The organism is Micromonospora sp. NPDC050187, from assembly GCF_044459745.1.
Lineage (GTDB): Bacteria > Actinomycetota > Actinomycetes > Mycobacteriales > Micromonosporaceae > Micromonospora.
Genome location: NZ_JBITJH010000004.1, coordinates 149,450 through 165,347 on the forward strand (window position 1 = coordinate 149,450; position 15,898 = coordinate 165,347).

At 71.5% G+C, this 15,898-nt stretch carries 17 protein-coding genes; 13 read left to right on the forward strand and 4 right to left on the reverse strand.

The window, feature by feature from the left end; all coding sequences use genetic code 11:
- Positions 1 to 80: 80 nt before the first annotated feature.
- Positions 81 to 368 (reverse strand): ferredoxin, encoded by a 288-nt coding sequence (locus ACIBJE_RS08525; RefSeq protein WP_396744986.1) that lies wholly within the window; start codon positions 366 to 368, stop codon positions 81 to 83.
- Positions 369 to 535: 167 nt separating this feature from the next.
- On the opposite strand from ACIBJE_RS08525, the gene arc reads away from it, so the two are divergent.
- The 6 genes from arc (at position 536) to prcA (ending at position 6,623) form a co-directional block, all read left to right on the forward strand.
- Positions 536 to 2,317, forward strand: coding sequence for a proteasome ATPase (gene arc, locus ACIBJE_RS08530; RefSeq protein WP_396744989.1), 1,782 nt, complete (start codon positions 536 to 538; stop codon positions 2,315 to 2,317).
- Positions 2,318 to 2,494: 177 nt separating this feature from the next.
- Positions 2,495 to 4,012 (forward strand): depupylase/deamidase Dop, encoded by a 1,518-nt coding sequence (dop, locus tag ACIBJE_RS08535; protein ID WP_396744992.1) that lies wholly within the window; start codon positions 2,495 to 2,497, stop codon positions 4,010 to 4,012.
- 93 nt (positions 4,013 to 4,105) lie between these two features.
- The gene (locus tag ACIBJE_RS08540) at positions 4,106 to 4,321 is read left to right on the forward strand and encodes a ubiquitin-like protein Pup (RefSeq protein WP_145818640.1); all 216 of its coding nucleotides are present in this window, start codon (positions 4,106 to 4,108) and stop codon (positions 4,319 to 4,321) included.
- A gap of 5 nt (positions 4,322 to 4,326) precedes the next feature.
- Positions 4,327 to 4,953 carry an endonuclease VII domain-containing protein gene (locus ACIBJE_RS08545; protein ID WP_396744995.1) on the forward strand — a complete coding sequence of 209 codons (627 nt, stop codon included), beginning with the start codon at positions 4,327 to 4,329 and terminating at the stop codon, positions 4,951 to 4,953.
- Entirely contained in the window at positions 4,872 to 5,711 is an 840-nt protein-coding gene (gene prcB, locus ACIBJE_RS08550) for a proteasome subunit beta (protein ID WP_396744998.1), read from the forward strand. Before ACIBJE_RS08545 ends, prcB begins: the two co-directional genes overlap by 82 nt.
- Before the next feature lie 63 nt (positions 5,712 to 5,774).
- Entirely contained in the window at positions 5,775 to 6,623 is an 849-nt protein-coding gene (gene prcA, locus ACIBJE_RS08555) for a proteasome subunit alpha (RefSeq protein WP_396745001.1), read from the forward strand.
- A gap of 95 nt (positions 6,624 to 6,718) precedes the next feature.
- Here prcA and rfbB read toward each other — a convergent pair whose 3' ends face one another.
- On the reverse strand, positions 6,719 to 7,696 hold the full coding sequence (gene rfbB / locus ACIBJE_RS08560) for a dTDP-glucose 4,6-dehydratase (protein WP_396745004.1): 978 nt from the start codon (positions 7,694 to 7,696) through the stop codon (positions 6,719 to 6,721).
- 188 nt (positions 7,697 to 7,884) lie between these two features.
- Between rfbB and pafA the strand changes: the two genes are divergently transcribed.
- Entirely contained in the window at positions 7,885 to 9,243 is a 1,359-nt protein-coding gene (gene pafA / locus ACIBJE_RS08565) for a Pup--protein ligase (RefSeq protein WP_088984669.1), read from the forward strand.
- A 63-nt stretch (positions 9,244 to 9,306) separates the two neighbouring features.
- Positions 9,307 to 9,486 carry a hypothetical protein gene (locus ACIBJE_RS08570; RefSeq protein WP_396745007.1) on the forward strand — a complete coding sequence of 60 codons (180 nt, stop codon included), beginning with the start codon at positions 9,307 to 9,309 and terminating at the stop codon, positions 9,484 to 9,486.
- Positions 9,487 to 9,544: 58 nt separating this feature from the next.
- Here ACIBJE_RS08570 and ACIBJE_RS08575 read toward each other — a convergent pair whose 3' ends face one another.
- Both ACIBJE_RS08575 and ACIBJE_RS08580 read right to left on the reverse strand, forming a co-directional pair.
- Entirely contained in the window at positions 9,545 to 10,627 is a 1,083-nt protein-coding gene (locus ACIBJE_RS08575; RefSeq protein WP_396745010.1) for a DUF3866 family protein, read from the reverse strand.
- 68 nt (positions 10,628 to 10,695) lie between these two features.
- On the reverse strand, positions 10,696 to 11,673 hold the full coding sequence (locus tag ACIBJE_RS08580; protein WP_396745013.1) for a cation diffusion facilitator family transporter: 978 nt from the start codon (positions 11,671 to 11,673) through the stop codon (positions 10,696 to 10,698).
- Between the two features lie 199 nt (positions 11,674 to 11,872).
- Here ACIBJE_RS08580 and ACIBJE_RS08585 point away from each other — a divergent pair, with 199 nt between their 5' ends.
- The 5 genes from ACIBJE_RS08585 to tatC all read left to right on the forward strand — a co-directional run bounded on the left by ACIBJE_RS08585 (position 11,873) and on the right by tatC (position 15,751).
- On the forward strand, positions 11,873 to 12,868 hold the full coding sequence (locus tag ACIBJE_RS08585) for a helix-turn-helix transcriptional regulator (protein ID WP_396745016.1): 996 nt from the start codon (positions 11,873 to 11,875) through the stop codon (positions 12,866 to 12,868).
- Complete coding sequence (locus tag ACIBJE_RS08590) at positions 12,865 to 13,989, forward strand: helix-turn-helix transcriptional regulator (RefSeq protein ID WP_396745019.1); 1,125 nt, start codon at positions 12,865 to 12,867, stop codon at positions 13,987 to 13,989. Before ACIBJE_RS08585 ends, ACIBJE_RS08590 begins: the two co-directional genes overlap by 4 nt.
- Before the next feature lie 10 nt (positions 13,990 to 13,999).
- The gene (locus ACIBJE_RS08595) at positions 14,000 to 14,248 is read left to right on the forward strand and encodes a hypothetical protein (protein WP_396745022.1); all 249 of its coding nucleotides are present in this window, start codon (positions 14,000 to 14,002) and stop codon (positions 14,246 to 14,248) included.
- A gap of 201 nt (positions 14,249 to 14,449) precedes the next feature.
- Positions 14,450 to 14,782 (forward strand): Sec-independent protein translocase subunit TatA, encoded by a 333-nt coding sequence (gene tatA / locus ACIBJE_RS08600; protein WP_396745025.1) that lies wholly within the window; start codon positions 14,450 to 14,452, stop codon positions 14,780 to 14,782.
- Between the two features lie 18 nt (positions 14,783 to 14,800).
- Positions 14,801 to 15,751: a twin-arginine translocase subunit TatC gene (tatC, locus tag ACIBJE_RS08605; protein WP_396745028.1), complete on the forward strand. Its 951-nt coding sequence runs from the start codon at positions 14,801 to 14,803 to the stop codon at positions 15,749 to 15,751.
- The last annotated feature ends 147 nt before the right edge of the window (positions 15,752 to 15,898 follow it).

Sequence of the window (15,898 nt, forward strand, 5' to 3'; positions counted from 1 at the left end):
GCGCCACGCGGCCGGTCCGCCTCCCGGAAGCGGTCGGCGGTTGGTCCCGGCCGGCGACCCGCGCCGGCCGGCGGGCGCGGTCAGTCGGCGTCGGGGCCGGCGACCTCGACGCCGTCGTCCCGGACGACGTGGATGCACTCGCCCGGGCACTCCTTCGCCGAGTCGATCACCTCGAGACGCAGGTGGGCGGGGACGTCCACCCGGTCACCCGGAGCCATCCGCAACTCGCCGTCGGTGCCCTTGACGTACGCCAGGCCGTCGACGTCGAACTCGAAGACCTCCGGTGCGTACTGCACGCAGAGCCCGTCACCCGTGCACAGGTCCTGGTCCACCCAGACCTGCAACTGGTCGGTCGCGACCTCCGGCATCGCTGCACCCCCATGCTCTTGCGTCCCGCCCCCGACGGTACCCGAACGCCCGGACCGACCTCGTCCGCGTCCCGGCGATCAAGGTTCAGGGCGTTGCGTGGGACCGAATCGGGCTCATAGCGGCTAGTGTTAGGGCAGAACGTTCAAGCCCCCCGGGGAGGTGGGACGTGGCACGCAGCGACGACGCGGACTCGCGCGCCGCACGGTGGGAGAAGGAGGCCCACGATCTCTCCACGCAGGTCGCGTTTCTCCAAGAGGAACTCGCTCTGGTGCGGCGCAAGTTGACCGAGAGCCCCCGACACGTCCGGCAGCTCGAAGAGCGCCTGGCGGCCACCCAGGCACAGTTGGCGCGGCTGACCGAGAACAACGAACGGCTCGTGAGCACCCTCAAGGAGGCTCGCGCGCAGATCGTGACGCTCAAGGAGGAGATCGACCGGCTGGCGCAGCCGCCCAGCGGTTACGGTGTCTTCCTCGCCCGGCACGACGACGGCACGGTGGATATCTTCACCGGCGGTCGCAAGCTCCGGGTGGCCGTCTCACCCTCACTGGACGCGAGCGAACTCCGCCGCGGCCAGGAGGTCCTGCTCAACGACGCGTTGAACATCGTCGACGCGTTCGGCTACGAGCGGGTCGGTGAGGTCGTGATGCTCAAGGAGGTGCTGGCGGGCCCCGAGGGCGAACCGGGCGACCGGGCGCTGGTGGTCTCGCACTCCGACGAGGAGCGGATCGTGCACCTCGCCGACACCCTGATCGGCTCGCCGATCCGGGCCGGCGACTCGCTCATGATCGAGCCGCGTTCGGCGTACGCGTACGAGCGCATTCCGAAGAGTGAGGTCGAGGAACTGGTCCTCGAGGAGGTGCCCGACGTCGGCTACACCGACATCGGCGGCCTGCACTCGCAGATCGAGCAGATCCGCGACGCGGTCGAGCTGCCCTTCCTGCACGCCGACCTGTTCCGTGAGCACCAGCTCCGCCCGCCCAAGGGCATCCTGCTCTACGGTCCGCCCGGCTGCGGCAAGACGCTGATCGCCAAGGCGGTGGCCAACTCGCTGGCGAAGAAGATCGCCGAGCGGGAGGGCAAGGAGAAGCACACCAGCTTCTTCCTCAACATCAAGGGCCCCGAGCTGCTCAACAAGTACGTCGGCGAGACCGAGCGGCACATCCGGCTGATCTTCCAGCGGGCGCGCGAGAAGGCCGGCGAGGGCACCCCCGTCATCGTGTTCTTCGACGAGATGGACTCGATCTTCCGGACCCGGGGCTCCGGCGTCTCCTCGGACGTGGAGAACACCATCGTCCCCCAGCTGCTCAGCGAGATCGACGGTGTGGAGGGGCTGGAGAACGTCATCGTGATCGGCGCCTCCAACCGGGAGGACATGATCGACCCGGCCATCCTGCGACCCGGCCGGCTCGACGTGAAGATCAAGATCGAGCGTCCGGACGCCGAGGCGGCCAAGGACATCTTCTCCAAGTACATCCTCTCCGGGCTGCCCCTGCACCCGGACGACCTGGCCGAGCACGGCAGCGACCCCCAGGCCACCGTCGCGGCCATGATCGACGCGGTCGTGCTGCGGATGTACTCGGAGACCGAGGAGAACCGCTTCCTCGAGGTCACCTACGCCAACGGCGACAAGGAAGTCCTCTACTTCAAGGACTTCAACTCCGGCGCGATGATCCAGAACATCGTCGACCGGGGCAAGAAGATGGCCATCAAGGAGTTCCTCACCTCCGGGCGCAAGGGGCTGCGGCTCCAGCACCTCCTCGACGCCTGCGTCGACGAGTTCCGGGAGAACGAGGACCTGCCCAACACCACCAACCCGGACGACTGGGCCCGCATCTCCGGCAAGAAGGGCGAACGGATCGTCTACATCCGGACGCTCGTCTCCGGCGGCAAGGGCACCGAGTCCGGCCGTTCCATCGAGACCGCCAGCAACACCGGTCAGTACCTCTGACCGTCGACCAGGGGAGCCCGCGGCGCGACACGCCGCGGGCTCCCGCTGTTCCCGGCCGACGCTCCGGAACGATCGACCACGCCGCAACCGGGTGATGCGCCACGCCCACTTCCCGGGTGACGCCGACTACGCTCAACGTGACACCGGAGCACGTTGGCGAGCGAAGCGGGTAGGTCGATGAGCGTACGACGGATCATGGGCACCGAGGTCGAGTACGGGATCTCCGTTCCCGGCCAGGCCGGAGCCAACCCGATGGTCACCTCGTCGCAGGTGGTCAACGCCTACGGCGCGCGCCCCGAACTGAACCGGGGTGGCCGGGCGCGTTGGGACTACGAAGAAGAGTCGCCACTGCGCGACGCCCGTGGCTTCACCTACTCCGGCGCCGCCTACGACCCGGCGGAGGCGCTCGCCGACGAGGACCTGGGCCTGGCCAACGTCATCCTGACCAACGGCGCCCGCCTCTACGTCGACCATGCCCACCCGGAGTACTCCACCCCCGAGGTGACCACCCCACGTGACGTTGTCCGCTGGGACAAGGCGGGGGAGCGGGTGATGGCCGAGGCGGCCCGTCGGGCGGCCACCATCCCCGGCACCCACCCGATCCACCTCTACAAGAACAACACCGACAACAAGGGCGCCAGCTACGGCGCGCACGAGAACTACCTCATGCGCCGGCAGACGCCCTTCGCCGACATCGTGGCGTACCTGACGCCGTTCTTCGTCACCCGGCAGATCGTCTGCGGCGCGGGCCGGGTCGGCATCGGCCAGGACGGCGGGCAGAGCGGGTTCCAGATCTCCCAGCGGGCCGACTTCTTCGAGGTCGAGGTGGGGCTGGAGACCACCCTCAAGCGGCCCATCATCAACACGCGGGACGAGCCGCACGCCGACGCCGACAAGTACCGCCGGCTGCACGTCATCATCGGCGACGCCAACCTCTCGGAGACCTCCACGTACCTGAAGGTCGGCACCACCGCCCTGATCCTGACGATGATCGAGGAGAAGGCGCTCGGCCCGGACCTGGGCATCGCCGACCCGGTGAGCGAGCTGCGCGCGGTCAGCCACGACCCGTCGCTGACCCACCGGATGCGGCTGCGTGACGGCCGGCGGCTGACCGCCCTGGATCTGCAGTGGGCGTACTACGAGCGGGTACGGTCCTTCGTGGACGACCGGTACGGCACCGACGCCGACGCGCAGACTCTCGACGTGCTGGAGCGCTGGGAGAGCGTGCTGGACCGGCTGGGCCGGGACGTCATGCTCTGCGCCGACGAGCTGGACTGGGTGGCGAAGCTGCGGCTGCTGGAGGGCTACCGGGAGCGGGAGAAGCTCGGCTGGGGGTCGCACAAGCTCCAGCTCGTCGACCTCCAGTACTCCGACGTACGGCCGGAGAAGGGCCTCTACCACCGGCTGGTGTCCCGTGGGTCGATGAAGACGCTGCTGACCGAGGAGGAGACCCGCGCGGCGATGACCGAGCCGCCGGAGGACACCCGGGCCTACTTCCGGGGTCGCTGCCTGGCCCAGTTCCCCTCCGAGGTGGTCGCGGCGAGCTGGGACTCGGTCATCTTCGACGTCGGCCGGGAGTCCCTGGTGCGGGTGCCGATGATGGAGCCCGAGCGGGGCACGCGGCGGCACGTCGGCGCACTCTTCGACCGCTGTGAGAGCGCGAAGGACCTGCTGGAGACGTTGACCGGCGGCTGAGTCGGCGGTCGGTGGCGAAAGCCGGTCGCGTGGCCGGTTTTCGTCGCTCCCGCGAGGTAAGTTTCTGGCAAGCGATCGTGGAGGAGGCACCACATGGCTACTCGTGACAGCGGCGGCCAGTCCCAGTCGGGCAAGGGGCGCCAGGGCGAGGAGATCGAGGACGTCACCACGGAGGCGAACCCGGAGGTCGCCGAGCGGCACGCCGAGATCACCGAGGACGTCGACGACCTGCTCGACGAGATCGACTCCGTCCTGGAGGAGAACGCCGAGGAGTTCGTGAGGGGTTACGTCCAGAAGGGCGGAGAATAGGGTATATGTCCGATTCGCCGGGCGCGACGGACAAGCCGTGCCCGCAGTGCGAGCGGGTACTTCCTCTCACGGACTTCCACCGGGATCGCCGCCGGGTCGACGGCCTCGCCTTCTACTGCAAAGCATGTGCGGCGGCCCGGTCGGTGGCGAGCCGTCGCAAGCGTGGCATCGCGCCGCAACGAAGGTCGCCCGCGCCGGTGGGCGATGGGCTGAGGTGGTGTCCGGACTGCGAGCAGATCAAGGCCGCTGGACGATTTTCCCACCACCTCTACCAAGGCCAGCGGCCGGCGCAGCGGCTCTACGGCGGAACGCGCGAGTACCACCTGCGGCGGCGGTACGGCATCGGGCAGAAGGAGTTCGACGAGCTTCTGGCCGAGCAGGGTGGGGTCTGCGCGATCTGCGGCAGCCCCGAGCCGCAACATGTGGACCACGATCACCGCAACGGGTCGGTACGCGGGATACTCTGCTTCAACTGCAACGGTGGTCTTGGTCAGTTCCGTGACGACCAGTCACGGCTGGCCGGGGCGATCACGTACCTGAGAGGAACCACGTGGCAGCGGGTTTTGATCCATCCGGGCGTCTACCAGATGTGTTCACCAACGCGGGGACGTCCTCCTTCACCCAGTTCCTGAGTCGGGTGGCACCGGAGCTGCTGCCGGGCCGACGGCCGCTGCCGCCGGGCATGGCCGCCGACCTCGCGCCGCATGCGACGACCATCGTGGCCATCGTGGCCGACGGTGGCGTGGTGATGGCCGGCGACCGGCGGGCCACCATGGGCAACCTGATCGCCCAGCGGGACATCGAAAAGGTGCACCCGGCGGACCCGTACTCGCTGGTGGGCATCGCCGGTACCGCGGGCATCGGCATCGAGCTGATGCGACTGTTCCAGGTGGAACTGGAGCACTACGAGAAGATCGAGGGCGCGATGCTCTCGCTCGACGGCAAGGCCAACCGGCTCGCCGCGATGATCCGGGGCAACCTGGGCGCGGCGATGCAGGGCCTCGCGGTGATCCCGCTCTTCGCCGGCTTCGACCTGGCCGCGCCGGACCCGGCCCGGGCCGGTCGGATCTTCAGCTTCGACGTCACCGGCGGCCCCTACGAGGAGACCGGCTACGACGCCATCGGCTCGGGCTCGATCTTCGCCCGGTCCGCCCTGAAGAAGCGGTTCCGCGCCGGTCTCTCCATCGCCGACGCGTCCCGGCTCGCGGTGGAGGCGCTCTACGACGCGGCCGACGACGACACCGCCACCGGCGGTCCGGACCTGACCCGCCGGATCTATCCGGTGGTGATGACCGCGACGGCGGAGGGGACGCACCGGCTCACCGCCGAGGAGACCGCCGCACTCGCCGAGAGCGTCGTGGCGGGCCGGATGGAGAACCCGGGCGGCTGACCCCGCTTGCCGTCAGCAGCAACCAGAAGCCGTCAGCACAGCGCCTGAAGGAGAACCGCCGTCGTGGCCATGCAGTTCTATGCCTCGCCCGAGCAGATCATGCGCGACCGCTCCGAGCTGGCCCGCAAGGGCATCGCCCGGGGCCGTAGCGCGGTGGTCCTGAGCTACGCGGGCGGGGTGCTCTTCGTCGCGGAGAACATCTCCAGCGCCCTGCACAAGGTCAGTGAGATCTACGACCGGATCGGCTTCGCCGCGGTCGGTCGGTACAACGAGTTCGAGAACCTGCGCCGCGCCGGGGTGCGGATGGCCGACCTCAACGGCCTCAGCTACGACCGGCGGGACGTGACCGGCCGGGCACTGGCCAACGCGTTCGCGCAGACCCTTGGCGCGATCTTCACCGAGCAGTCGAAGCCGTTCGAGGTGGAGATCTGCGTGGCCGAGGTGGGTGCGACGGCGGAGCAGGACGAGCTCTACCGGCTGACCTACGACGGATCGGTGAACGACGAGCCGGGCCGGATGGCGATGGGTGGCCAGGCCGAGGCGATCTCCGGCGTGCTCAAGTCGGAGCACCGCCCGGACATGTCGCTCGGCGAGGCGGTCAAGGCCGCGGTGAAGGCGCTCGGCACCGTCGGTGGCGAGGGGGGCGCGGCACGGACCATCGCCGCGAACCAGCTCGAGGTGGCGGTGCTGGACCGCAGCCGGGTCGGGCGGACCTTCCGCCGGATCACCGGGGCCGCGCTGACCGCGCTGCTCGACGGTGGCGAGGAACCGGCGGGGTCGGCCCGGGCGGAGACGCCGAAGCCGCCGTCGGCCCCGGCGGGGAAGCCGACCACCTCGGCCGGCTCGGCGGACCTGGAGGGGCAGCCCTCCGAGACCCCTCCGGAGGGGTCGACCGGGCCGGCGGAGGCGTGATCCGGCCCGGCGGCTGACGGTCGTCGACGAGTTGGGCGGGCCGGCGACGGCCCGCCCGGGGACGGCGGTTCAGCCGCCACACCGCCGAGACCAGTTCACCGGGCAAGCTTCAGGGGCCGCCACCAGGCCCGGTTCGACCGGTACCAGTCGACGGTGGCGGCCAGCCCGGTCGTCAGGTCGACCCGGGGGGCGTACCCCAGCTCCTGGCGGCTGCGGGTGGTGTCGAGCGAGTAGCGCCGGTCGTGGCCCTTGCGGTCCGCGACCTGGCGCACCCGACTCCAGTCGGCCCCGCAGGCGGCGAGGATCCGCTCGGTGATCTCCCGGTTGGTCAGCTCGGTACCGCCGCCGAGGTGGTAGACCCGTCCGGCCCGGCCGTGCCGCTGGGCCAGGGCGATGCCGTGGCAGTGGTCGTCGACGTGCACCCAGTCGCGGACGTTCCGGCCGTCGCCGTAGAGCGGCACCGGCTGCCCGTCGACGAGGTTGGTGACGAAGAGCGGGATCAGCTTCTCCGGGTACTGGTAGGGGCCGTAGGTGTTCGCGCCGCGGGTGATCACCACGTCCAGGCCGTGGGTGCGGTGGTAGGCCAGCGCCAGCAGGTCCGCCGCGGCCTTGGAGGCGGAGTACGGCGACGAGGGGTCCAGCGGCGCGTCCTCGGTCCACGAGCCGGTGTCGACGGAGCCGTAGACCTCGTCGGTGGAGACCTGCACGAACCGCTCGACCCCGTGTCGCAGGGCCTCGTCGAGCAGGGTCTGGGTGCCGAGCACGTTGGTGCTGACGAAGGTCGCCGCCCCGACGATGGAACGGTCCACATGGGACTCGGCGGCGAAGTGCACGACCAGGTCGTGCCCGGCCACGGTGGTGCCGACGAGGTCGACGTCCCGGACGTCGCCGTGGATCACCCGCAGGCGGGGGTCGGTACGGACGGAAGCGAGCGCGCCGCGCGTACCGGCGTAGGTGAAGCTGTCCAGGACGGTCAGGGCGGTCGGGGTGATCTCCGGCTCGCCGCCGCGGAGCAGGCGCCGCACGTAGGCCGAACCGATGAAGCCGGCGCCGCCGGTGACGAGGATCCTCACGGTCGGCCAACTCTACGCGCGACCGTGGTCGGGCGGGCGGGGACGGTGCGGCCCCGGTGCCGGGCCGACCGGACCGGTGTGACCGGACCGGTGTGATCGGCGCGGATGGTGGCGGTCCGACGACCGGGTGCGACAACGCCGCCGTCGAGCGCTGCCCAATTCGGGCCGTGGGGGGCTAATGTCTCATCATGGAGCGGCGAATCTTCGGTATCGAGACCGAGTACGGCGTCACCTGTACCTACCGGGGCCAGCGGCGACTCTCTCCTGACGAGGTCGCGCGTTACCTCTTCCGTCGGGTGGTGTCGTGGGGCCGGTCGAGCAACGTCTTCCTGCGAAACGGTGCCCGCCTCTACCTCGACGTCGGTTCGCACCCGGAGTACGCCACGCCGGAGTGCGACTCGGTGGTCGACCTGGTCGCCCACGACCGGGCCGGCGAGCGGATCCTGGAGGGTCTGCTGGTCGACGCGGAGAAGCGGCTGCACGACGAGGGCATCGCGGGCGAGATCTACCTGTTCAAGAACAACACCGACTCGGCCGGCAACTCGTACGGCTGCCACGAGAACTACCTGGTCTCCCGGCACGGCGAGTTCGGTCGGCTGGCCGACGTGCTGATCCCGTTCCTGGTGACCCGGCAGCTGATCTGCGGGGCGGGGAAGGTGCTCCAGACCCCGCGCGGGGCGGTCTACTGCCTGTCCCAGCGGGCGGAGCACATCTGGGAGGGGGTCTCGTCGGCGACCACCCGGAGCCGGCCGATCATCAACACCCGGGACGAGCCGCACGCCGACGCCGAGCGGTACCGGCGGCTGCACGTGATCGTCGGCGACTCGAACATGAACGAGGTCACCACCCTGCTGAAGGTCGGGTCGGCGGACATCGTGCTGCGGATGATCGAGGCCGGTGTGGTGATGCGTGACCTCACCCTGGAGAACCCGATCCGGGCGATCCGGGAGGTCTCGCACGACATCACCGGTCGGCGCAAGGTGCGGCTCTCCTCGGGCAAGGAGGTCAGCGCCCTGGAGATCCAGCAGGAGTACCTCGCCCGGGCGACCGAGTTCGTCGAGCGGCGCGGCGGCGACCAGACCGCCAAGCGGGTGGTGGAGCTGTGGGGCCGGGTGCTGCGGGCGGTGGAGACCGGTGACCTGGAGCCGGTCGCCCGGGAGATCGACTGGGTGACCAAGCTCCGGCTGATCGAGCGGTACCAGCGCAAGCACGACCTGCCGTTGTCGCATCCCCGGGTCGCGCAGATGGATCTGGCGTACCACGACCTGCGGCGCGGCCGGGGCCTCTACGCCCTGCTGGAGCGGCGGGGCCAGGTCGACCGGGTGACCACCGATCCGGAGATCTTCGAGGCGAAGGAGACGCCGCCGCAGACGACCCGGGCCCGGCTGCGGGGCGAGTTCATCCGGCACGCCCAGGAGAAGCGGCGGGACTTCACCGTCGACTGGGTGCACCTCAAGCTCAACGACCAGGCGCAGCGCACCGTGCTGTGCAAGGACCCGTTCCGAGCGTACGACGAGCGTGTGGAGCGTCTGATCGCCAGCATGTGACCGGGTGGGTGTCCCGGCGGGTCCCGCAGGGCCGCCGGGACACCCCGGTACGCTTGCCGGGTTATGGTCAACTCCTCACCGCCGGATCGCGAACGCCTCAACTGGGTGGAGCGGCGCCGGCAGAAGATCCGCGACGAGATCGAGCGGAACCGGCGCGGCGAGTACACCGTGCCGACCTGGGTGCTCGCCCTCGCCCTGGTGGCGATGGTGGGCGGCTGGCTGGCCCTGGTGTTCCTGGCCTGAGCCGCCCCTCAGCCGGTCAAACGCGCCCAGCCGGTGACGCGGTCAGACGGTCAGCCGGTCACGCGGCCAGGCGGGCGGCGTACCGGCCGGCCGCGGCGGCGGCCAGGAAGTACGCGTGGTCGGCGTCCAGCCCGCGTCCCATCGTCGACAGCGGCACGACGCTGGCCCGTAGCGCGGCGTCCAGCCCGTCGGTGTCGACCCGGACGATCCGGTGCCGGGCGGCCAGCGGCATCAGTGCCGCGTCCACCTCGGCGTCCAGGGCGGGGGCGAGGCCGTCCGGGACGACCAGCTCTGCCGGGGCGAGCGCGACCCGTCCGTACGCGGTGAGGCTGTGGTGGGACACCCCCCGGTGCCGGGGGCGCGGGTCGGCGTCGGAGATCCGCAGCGAGCCGACCGGTCGGCCGCCGAGGACGGCGACCGCGTTGACCGCCTCGCCGACGGCCACCCCGGAGTAGCCCCACCGGGTGCCGGTGCCGAGGTTCCCCGGCCCCTGGGCGACGACGGCGACGTCGGCGTGCAGGACGTGCCGGGCGGCCAGCAGCCCGGTGTGTAGGGTGCTCGCCTCCAGGTCGCCGCCGAAGGCCTGCCCGACGCTGACCGTGCCGGCCAGGTGCCCGCGCAGCCCGGCGAGGGTGCGGGAGAACCAGGCGGGCAGCGCCCCGCCGTCGGTGAGCAGGTAGGCGACCCGGCAGCCGGGAAGGTCGGCGTGCACGCCGGCGAGGATCGCCGGGAGCGCGGAGTGCAGGTCGGCGGTGACCACCGGCATGCCGGCCAGGTCGTCGGCGTCGGCGAGCAGCGGGTGGTGCGGGGAGGCCTCCTCGTCGACGCCGAGCAGGATCGGTTGCAGCGGGGTGTAGCGGGCCTTGACCAGGTGCCCGGCGTCGCGGGTGGCGGCCTGCGGCGGATCCTCGGGCAGCCGGTCCGGGAGGGCGACGACGAGCGCGTACCCGCCGGTGCCGAGCCCCATCAGCAGCGCGCCGACGTTGAGCAGCACCCGGTCGCCGGGCTCGGGATCGCCGACCAGCTCCGGGTAGGCCAGCGCCCGCATGGTGGCCCCGTCGGGCAGAACCACGTCGAGTTCCGTCGCGCCGTGCCACCGGCGCCGCAGTGCCGTGACCGTCGCCGTCCGCCATCGCACCATGACGGGCACGCTATCGCCCGGCCGGCCGGCTCCGCGTCCGGGTACCCGTCGTCCGAGCGCGCCGCTGGTCAGGTCGCGAGCGGTGGGTCGTCGTGGTCCGGGGCGGGGCTGCCGGTCGCGGGGCGCGAGCGGGTCGGGTCGAGGAAGACGTACCGGATCTCGGGGTAGCGGCCGGTGAGTCGCCGCTCGGCCTCGTCCGCCGCGGCCTCGATGTCCGCGCCGGTCGCGTCGTCGGAGAAGTCGACCTTGGCGGCGACCAGGACGTCGTCCGGACCGAGCTGCATGGTGAGCAGGGTGTCGACCCGCTGCACCGTGGGCAGGCCGGCGAGCTCGTCCTCGATCTCGCGCCGGATCCGCCCCGGCACCGCCCGACCGACCAGCAGGGAGACGTTGCTGTACGCCAGGACGGTGGCGACGACCAGGAGCAGCAGCCCGATCAGGATCGAGGCGATCCCGTCGTAGATCTCGTCACCGGTCAGCTGGGACAGGCCCACGCCGAGGGCGGCCAGCAGCAGCCCGACCAGCGCGGCGCTGTCCTCCAGGAAGACCGCCTTGACGGTGGTGTCCGCGGTCATCCGCAGGAAGTGGCGCGGGCTGGTGCGCCAGCGGCGCGACTCCCGGCGGACCTGACGTGCCGCGCGGGCCAGCGAGACCGACTCGATGGCGAACGAGACGGCGAGCACGACGTACGACGCGAGGTAGTTGCCGCGGTGCTCGTGGACGAGGATCGTGGTGACCCCGTGGGTGACGGCGAAACCGGCGCCGGCCACGAAGGTGAACAACGCGGCGAGCAGCGCCCAGACGTAGCTCTCCTTGCCGTACCCGAAGGGGTGCCGGGGATCGGCGGGGCGTGCGCCCCGCCGCAGCGCGGTGTAGAGCAGCACCTCGGTGGTGGTGTCGGCGAGCGAGTGGACGGCTTCGGAGAGCATCGCCGCCGAGCCGGAGAGCAGCCCGGCGACGAGCTTGGCCACGGCGATGGCGAGGTTCGCGGCCCCGGCCACGACAACCGTGCCGACACTCTCGGTCCTGGCTGCGGCTTCCGCCATGGGCTCACCCTATGATCGGCGGCCGTCGGTCGCCGGCCGGCGACGGTAGGAAGGGTCCCCTGTTACCGCTTTTTGATGAGGAGGGGTCCCCTGTTACCACCGAACCGCCGCCGGCACCCGGTCGGGGCGACCGGCGGCGCCGCGCCGCGCGTGTGGGTGCGCGGTCTGCGGGGGTCGGCGGGCTGCTAGCGTCTTGCACGTGTCGCGGACCCGTACCGAGCGCCTGGTCAACCTGGTGATCTGCCTGCTGTCCACGCGACGGTTCCTTACCGCCGCGCAGATCGCCGCGACGGTGCCCGGCTACGAACACGATCCGGACGACGTCCGTGACCACGAGGCCTTCCAGCGCAAGTTCGAGCGGGACAAGGCCGAGTTGCGGGAGCTGGGCGTGCCGCTGGAGACCGGCACCGCCAGTGTCTTCGACACCGAGCCGGGTTACCGGATCGCCCACCGTGAGTACGCGCTGCCCGACATCCCGCTCGAACCGGACGAGGCCGCTGCGGTGGGCATCGCGGCGCGACTGTGGCAGCACGCCGGTCTGGCCGCCGCCGCCTCCTCGGGGCTGGCGAAACTGCGCGCCGCCGGCGTGGACGTGGACCCGCAGGCCACCCTCGGCTTGGAGCCGATGGTCACGGTGGATCCGGCGTTCGCTCCGCTGACCGCCGCCGCGCGGGACCGGCGCGAGGTCAGCTTCGACTACCGCACCCCCGACGGTGACGCGCCCGCCACCCGCCGCCTCCAGCCGTGGGGGGTGGTCTGCTGGCGGGGCCGGTGGTATGTCGTCGGCCATGACCTGGAGCGGCGGGCCACCCGCTGCTTCCGGCTCTCCCGGGTGGTCGGCGCGGTCCGGGTCACCGGCCGTCCCGGTGCCTACACCCCGCCGGAGGTCGACCTGATCAGCCACGTCGCCCGCTGGTCCGGGCCGGTGGAGCGGACCGGCCGGGCCACCGTCCTGGTCACTCCGGGCCGGGCCGCCGGGCTGCGCCGCTGGGCGGTCGGCGGCAGCACCGGGCCGGACGGGGACCGACTGGTCCTGCCGTACGCCGACCCGGAGTCGCTGGCCGGCCAGCTCGTCGGGTACGGCCCGGACGTGCGGGTGCTGGCCCCGCCGGAGGTGCGGGAGGCGGTCATCCAACGACTGAAGGAGGTCGCGGCCCGGCACGACGAGGTCGCGATGAGCGGAGGTGCCCGGTGAGTCGTGCCGCCACCCGCCCGACCGGTTCGCGGGCCTCGGCCGACCGGCTGGCCCGGCTGCTGAACCTGGTGCCGTATCTTCTGGCCCGGCCGGGCATCGAGATCGCCGAGGCGGCGGGGGACCTCGGGGTGACCGAGCGGCAGCTCAGGGAGGACCTGGAGCTGCTCTGGGTGTGCGGGCTGCCCGGCTACGGCCCCGGCGACCTGATCGACATGGCGTTCGACGGCGACCGGGTGACCATCACCTACGACGCCGGCATCGACCGGCCGTTGCGGCTGACGCCGGACGAGGCGCTGGCGCTGGTGGTGGCGTTGCGGATGCTCGCCGAGACGCCGGGGGTGGCCAACCGGGAGGCGGTCGAGCGGGCCCTCGCCAAGATCGAGAATGCGGCCGGGGACACCGTCGGCGCGCCGGTCGCCGTCCGGCTGCCCGGCGACAGCGAGCGGGTCGAGGCGCTGCGCGCGGCGGTGGAGGGTGGCCGGGCGCTGCGGATCACCTACTACACGGCGGCCCGGGACGAGACCACCGAGCGGGTCGTCGACCCGCTGCGGATGCTGATGGTCGGCGGTCGGGCGTACGTGGAGGCGTGGTGCCGGCGGGCCGAGGCGGTCCGGCTGTTCCGGGCCGACCGCATCGACGCCGTCACCGAGCTGGACGAGCCGGTGGCGGTGCCGCCCCAGGCCCGCCCGTACGACCTCACCGGAGGGGTCTTCCGTCCGACGGCGGACCTGCCGCTGATCACCCTGCGGATCGGCCGTCGGGAACGGTGGATCACCGAGTACTACCCGTGTGAGCGGGTGGAGGCGGGCGAGGGGGACCACTGGCTGGTCTCGTTGCGCGTCACCGACCTGGGCTGGGCCCGTCGTTTCGTGCTCGGGTTGGGTCCGGAGGCGGCCGTGGTGGCCCCGGCGGAACTGGCCGAGCAGGTGCGTGCCCAGGCCCTCGCCGCCCTCGACGCGTACGCCACCGGACCGGTGGACGACGGAGCCGGGGCCGCTGACCCGGCCATCGACGTGCCGCACCCGGCCGTCGGAGTACCGGGTGCCGCCGTCGACGGGCCGGCGGTCGTGGCGGGGGTGCCGGGCGCGGCCAGCCCGGCGGGCCACCCGGGCAGGCAGTAGGCTGACCGCCGTGGTGAAGTGGATCGTGCTCGCGGTGGTGCTCGTCCCGCTGGTCGTGCTGGCGCTCGCCGTCCGGCCGGTGCTGGCCCGTCTGCCCCGGCTGCGTCGGGCGGCGCTGACCCTGCAGCAGCGGCAGGCGCAGGCCGAGGCGCTCCAGTCGACCGCCGAGGTGCTCCAGGACCGGGCCGAGGGGTTGCAGCGGCAGATCGCCACCACCCAGCAGCGACTTGAGCTGATCAAGGCCCGGCGCGGCGGCTGACCGACACTCGACGTCCACTCGTCGTCCGGTCGTGAGCTGCCGGGAGGGTTCCCCGGGACGGTTGACGGGACACCGGGGGTTGGTCGAGACTTCACCGACCGGACCGCACAGCCAGTGGCCCGGCGGGTGGCGGAAGCTCGCGGCGCACGTACGATGGGCTGCGACACACCACCCCGACACACAGAGCGACTGGAGCTTCCCATGGGTGCCCTCAAGCCGTGGCACATCGCCGTACTCGTGGTCGTGCTGATCCTGCTCTTCGGCGCGAAGCGGCTCCCCGACGCGGCCCGTTCGCTGGGTCGTTCGTTGCGCATCATCAAGGCGGAGACCAAGAGCCTGCACGACGACAACGACCGCGATCTCGCCGAGAAGGCGGACGCCCAGGCCGGCTACCAGCCGCTGCCGCCGCAGGCCGCCCAGCAGGCGCCCTACGCCCCGCACCCGCAGCAGGCGCCCCACACCGGCCAGCCGTACCACCAGGCTCCGCCGCAGCAGCCGGTCGTCGACCCGGTGCAGCGCGTCCGCGAGAACTGACCGAAAGGCCGGACAATCGTGCGCTTCGCCCTCCGCAAGCGCGGTCCGAGCAACTTCGAACGGGCCGCCGACGGCTCGATGACGCTGGTCGAGCACTTCCGCGAACTGCGTAACCGGCTCTTCCGGGCGTCGCTGGCGATCCTGGTCGGCTTCGGCTTCGGTCTCTGGCTGGCCGGGCCGGTGCTGAACATCCTCCGCAAGCCGTACTGCGACCTGCCGAAATTCCAGGGGAGCGGCGCGAGCTGCGACTTCGTCCAGCTCGGTCCGGCGGACCTCTTCCTGCTCAACCTGAAGATCGGTCTCTGGGTCGGCCTGATCATCGCCGCCCCGGTCTGGCTCTACCAGCTCTGGGCGTTCATCGCCCCCGGCCTGCACCGGAACGAGCGGCGGTACGCGTACGTCTTCACCGGGCTGGCCGCTCCGCTGTTCGCGGCCGGCGCGCTGCTGGCGTACTTCGTGACCGCGAAGGGCCTGGAGTTCCTGCTCAACGTCGCGGGCAGCGAGATCGAGACGACGTTGGACATCACCCGGTACGTCTCCTTCGTCACCAACCTGATCCTGCTGTTCGGGGTGGCGTTCGAGTTCCCGTTGATCGTGTTGATGCTCAACTTCGTCGGACTGGCCAGCGCGCGTCGGCTGCTGGGCTGGTGGCGGATCGCGGTCTTCCTGTTCTTCGCCTTCGCCGCGGTGGTCACCCCGACACCGGACCCGTTCGGCATGACCGCGCTGGCGCTCTGCCTCTGCCTGCTCTACTTCGCCGCGGTCGGGGTGGCGTTCCTCAACGACAAGCGCAAGGGACGGGGCAAGGAGGTCTACGCCGGCATCGACGACGACGAGGTCTCCCCGCTGGAGTTCGACCGGGAGCCGGTCGCCGCCGGTGAGCGCGTGGAGGCGAGCGCGCCGATCGCCGCCCCGGACCAGATCCCCGCTCCGGCACCGATCGACCGCCGGTACGACGACATGACCTGACCCGTCCGCACCACGCTGAAGCGGTAGCAGGGGTCCCCTGTTACCGCTTTTTGCGTAACAGGGGACCCCTGCAACCACCCCGAGCGGAGGTCGTGAAGACCGCCGACACCGTGCCCACCGTCTGATCGGTGGGTCAGCCGGCGACGG

Bases quoted from the DNA above. Each gene is read 5' to 3' on its own strand.
- ACIBJE_RS08575 (WP_396745010.1), bottom strand. From the start codon at position 10,627: ATGGTGCGATGGCGGACGGCGACGGTCACGGCACTGCGGCGCCGGTGG.
- ACIBJE_RS08525 (WP_396744986.1), bottom strand. From the start codon at position 368: ATGCCGGAGGTCGCGACCGACCAGTTGCAGGTCTGGGTGGACCAGGAC.
- ACIBJE_RS08540 (WP_145818640.1), top strand. From the start codon at position 4,106: ATGGCTACTCGTGACAGCGGCGGCCAGTCCCAGTCGGGCAAGGGGCGC.
- ACIBJE_RS08580 (WP_396745013.1), bottom strand. From the start codon at position 11,673: ATGGCGGAAGCCGCAGCCAGGACCGAGAGTGTCGGCACGGTTGTCGTG.
- pafA (WP_088984669.1), top strand. From the start codon at position 7,885: ATGGAGCGGCGAATCTTCGGTATCGAGACCGAGTACGGCGTCACCTGT.
- ACIBJE_RS08570 (WP_396745007.1), top strand. From the start codon at position 9,307: ATGGTCAACTCCTCACCGCCGGATCGCGAACGCCTCAACTGGGTGGAG.
- dop (WP_396744992.1), top strand. From the start codon at position 2,495: ATGAGCGTACGACGGATCATGGGCACCGAGGTCGAGTACGGGATCTCC.
- tatA (WP_396745025.1), top strand. From the start codon at position 14,450: ATGGGTGCCCTCAAGCCGTGGCACATCGCCGTACTCGTGGTCGTGCTG.
- ACIBJE_RS08545 (WP_396744995.1), top strand. From the start codon at position 4,327: ATGTCCGATTCGCCGGGCGCGACGGACAAGCCGTGCCCGCAGTGCGAG.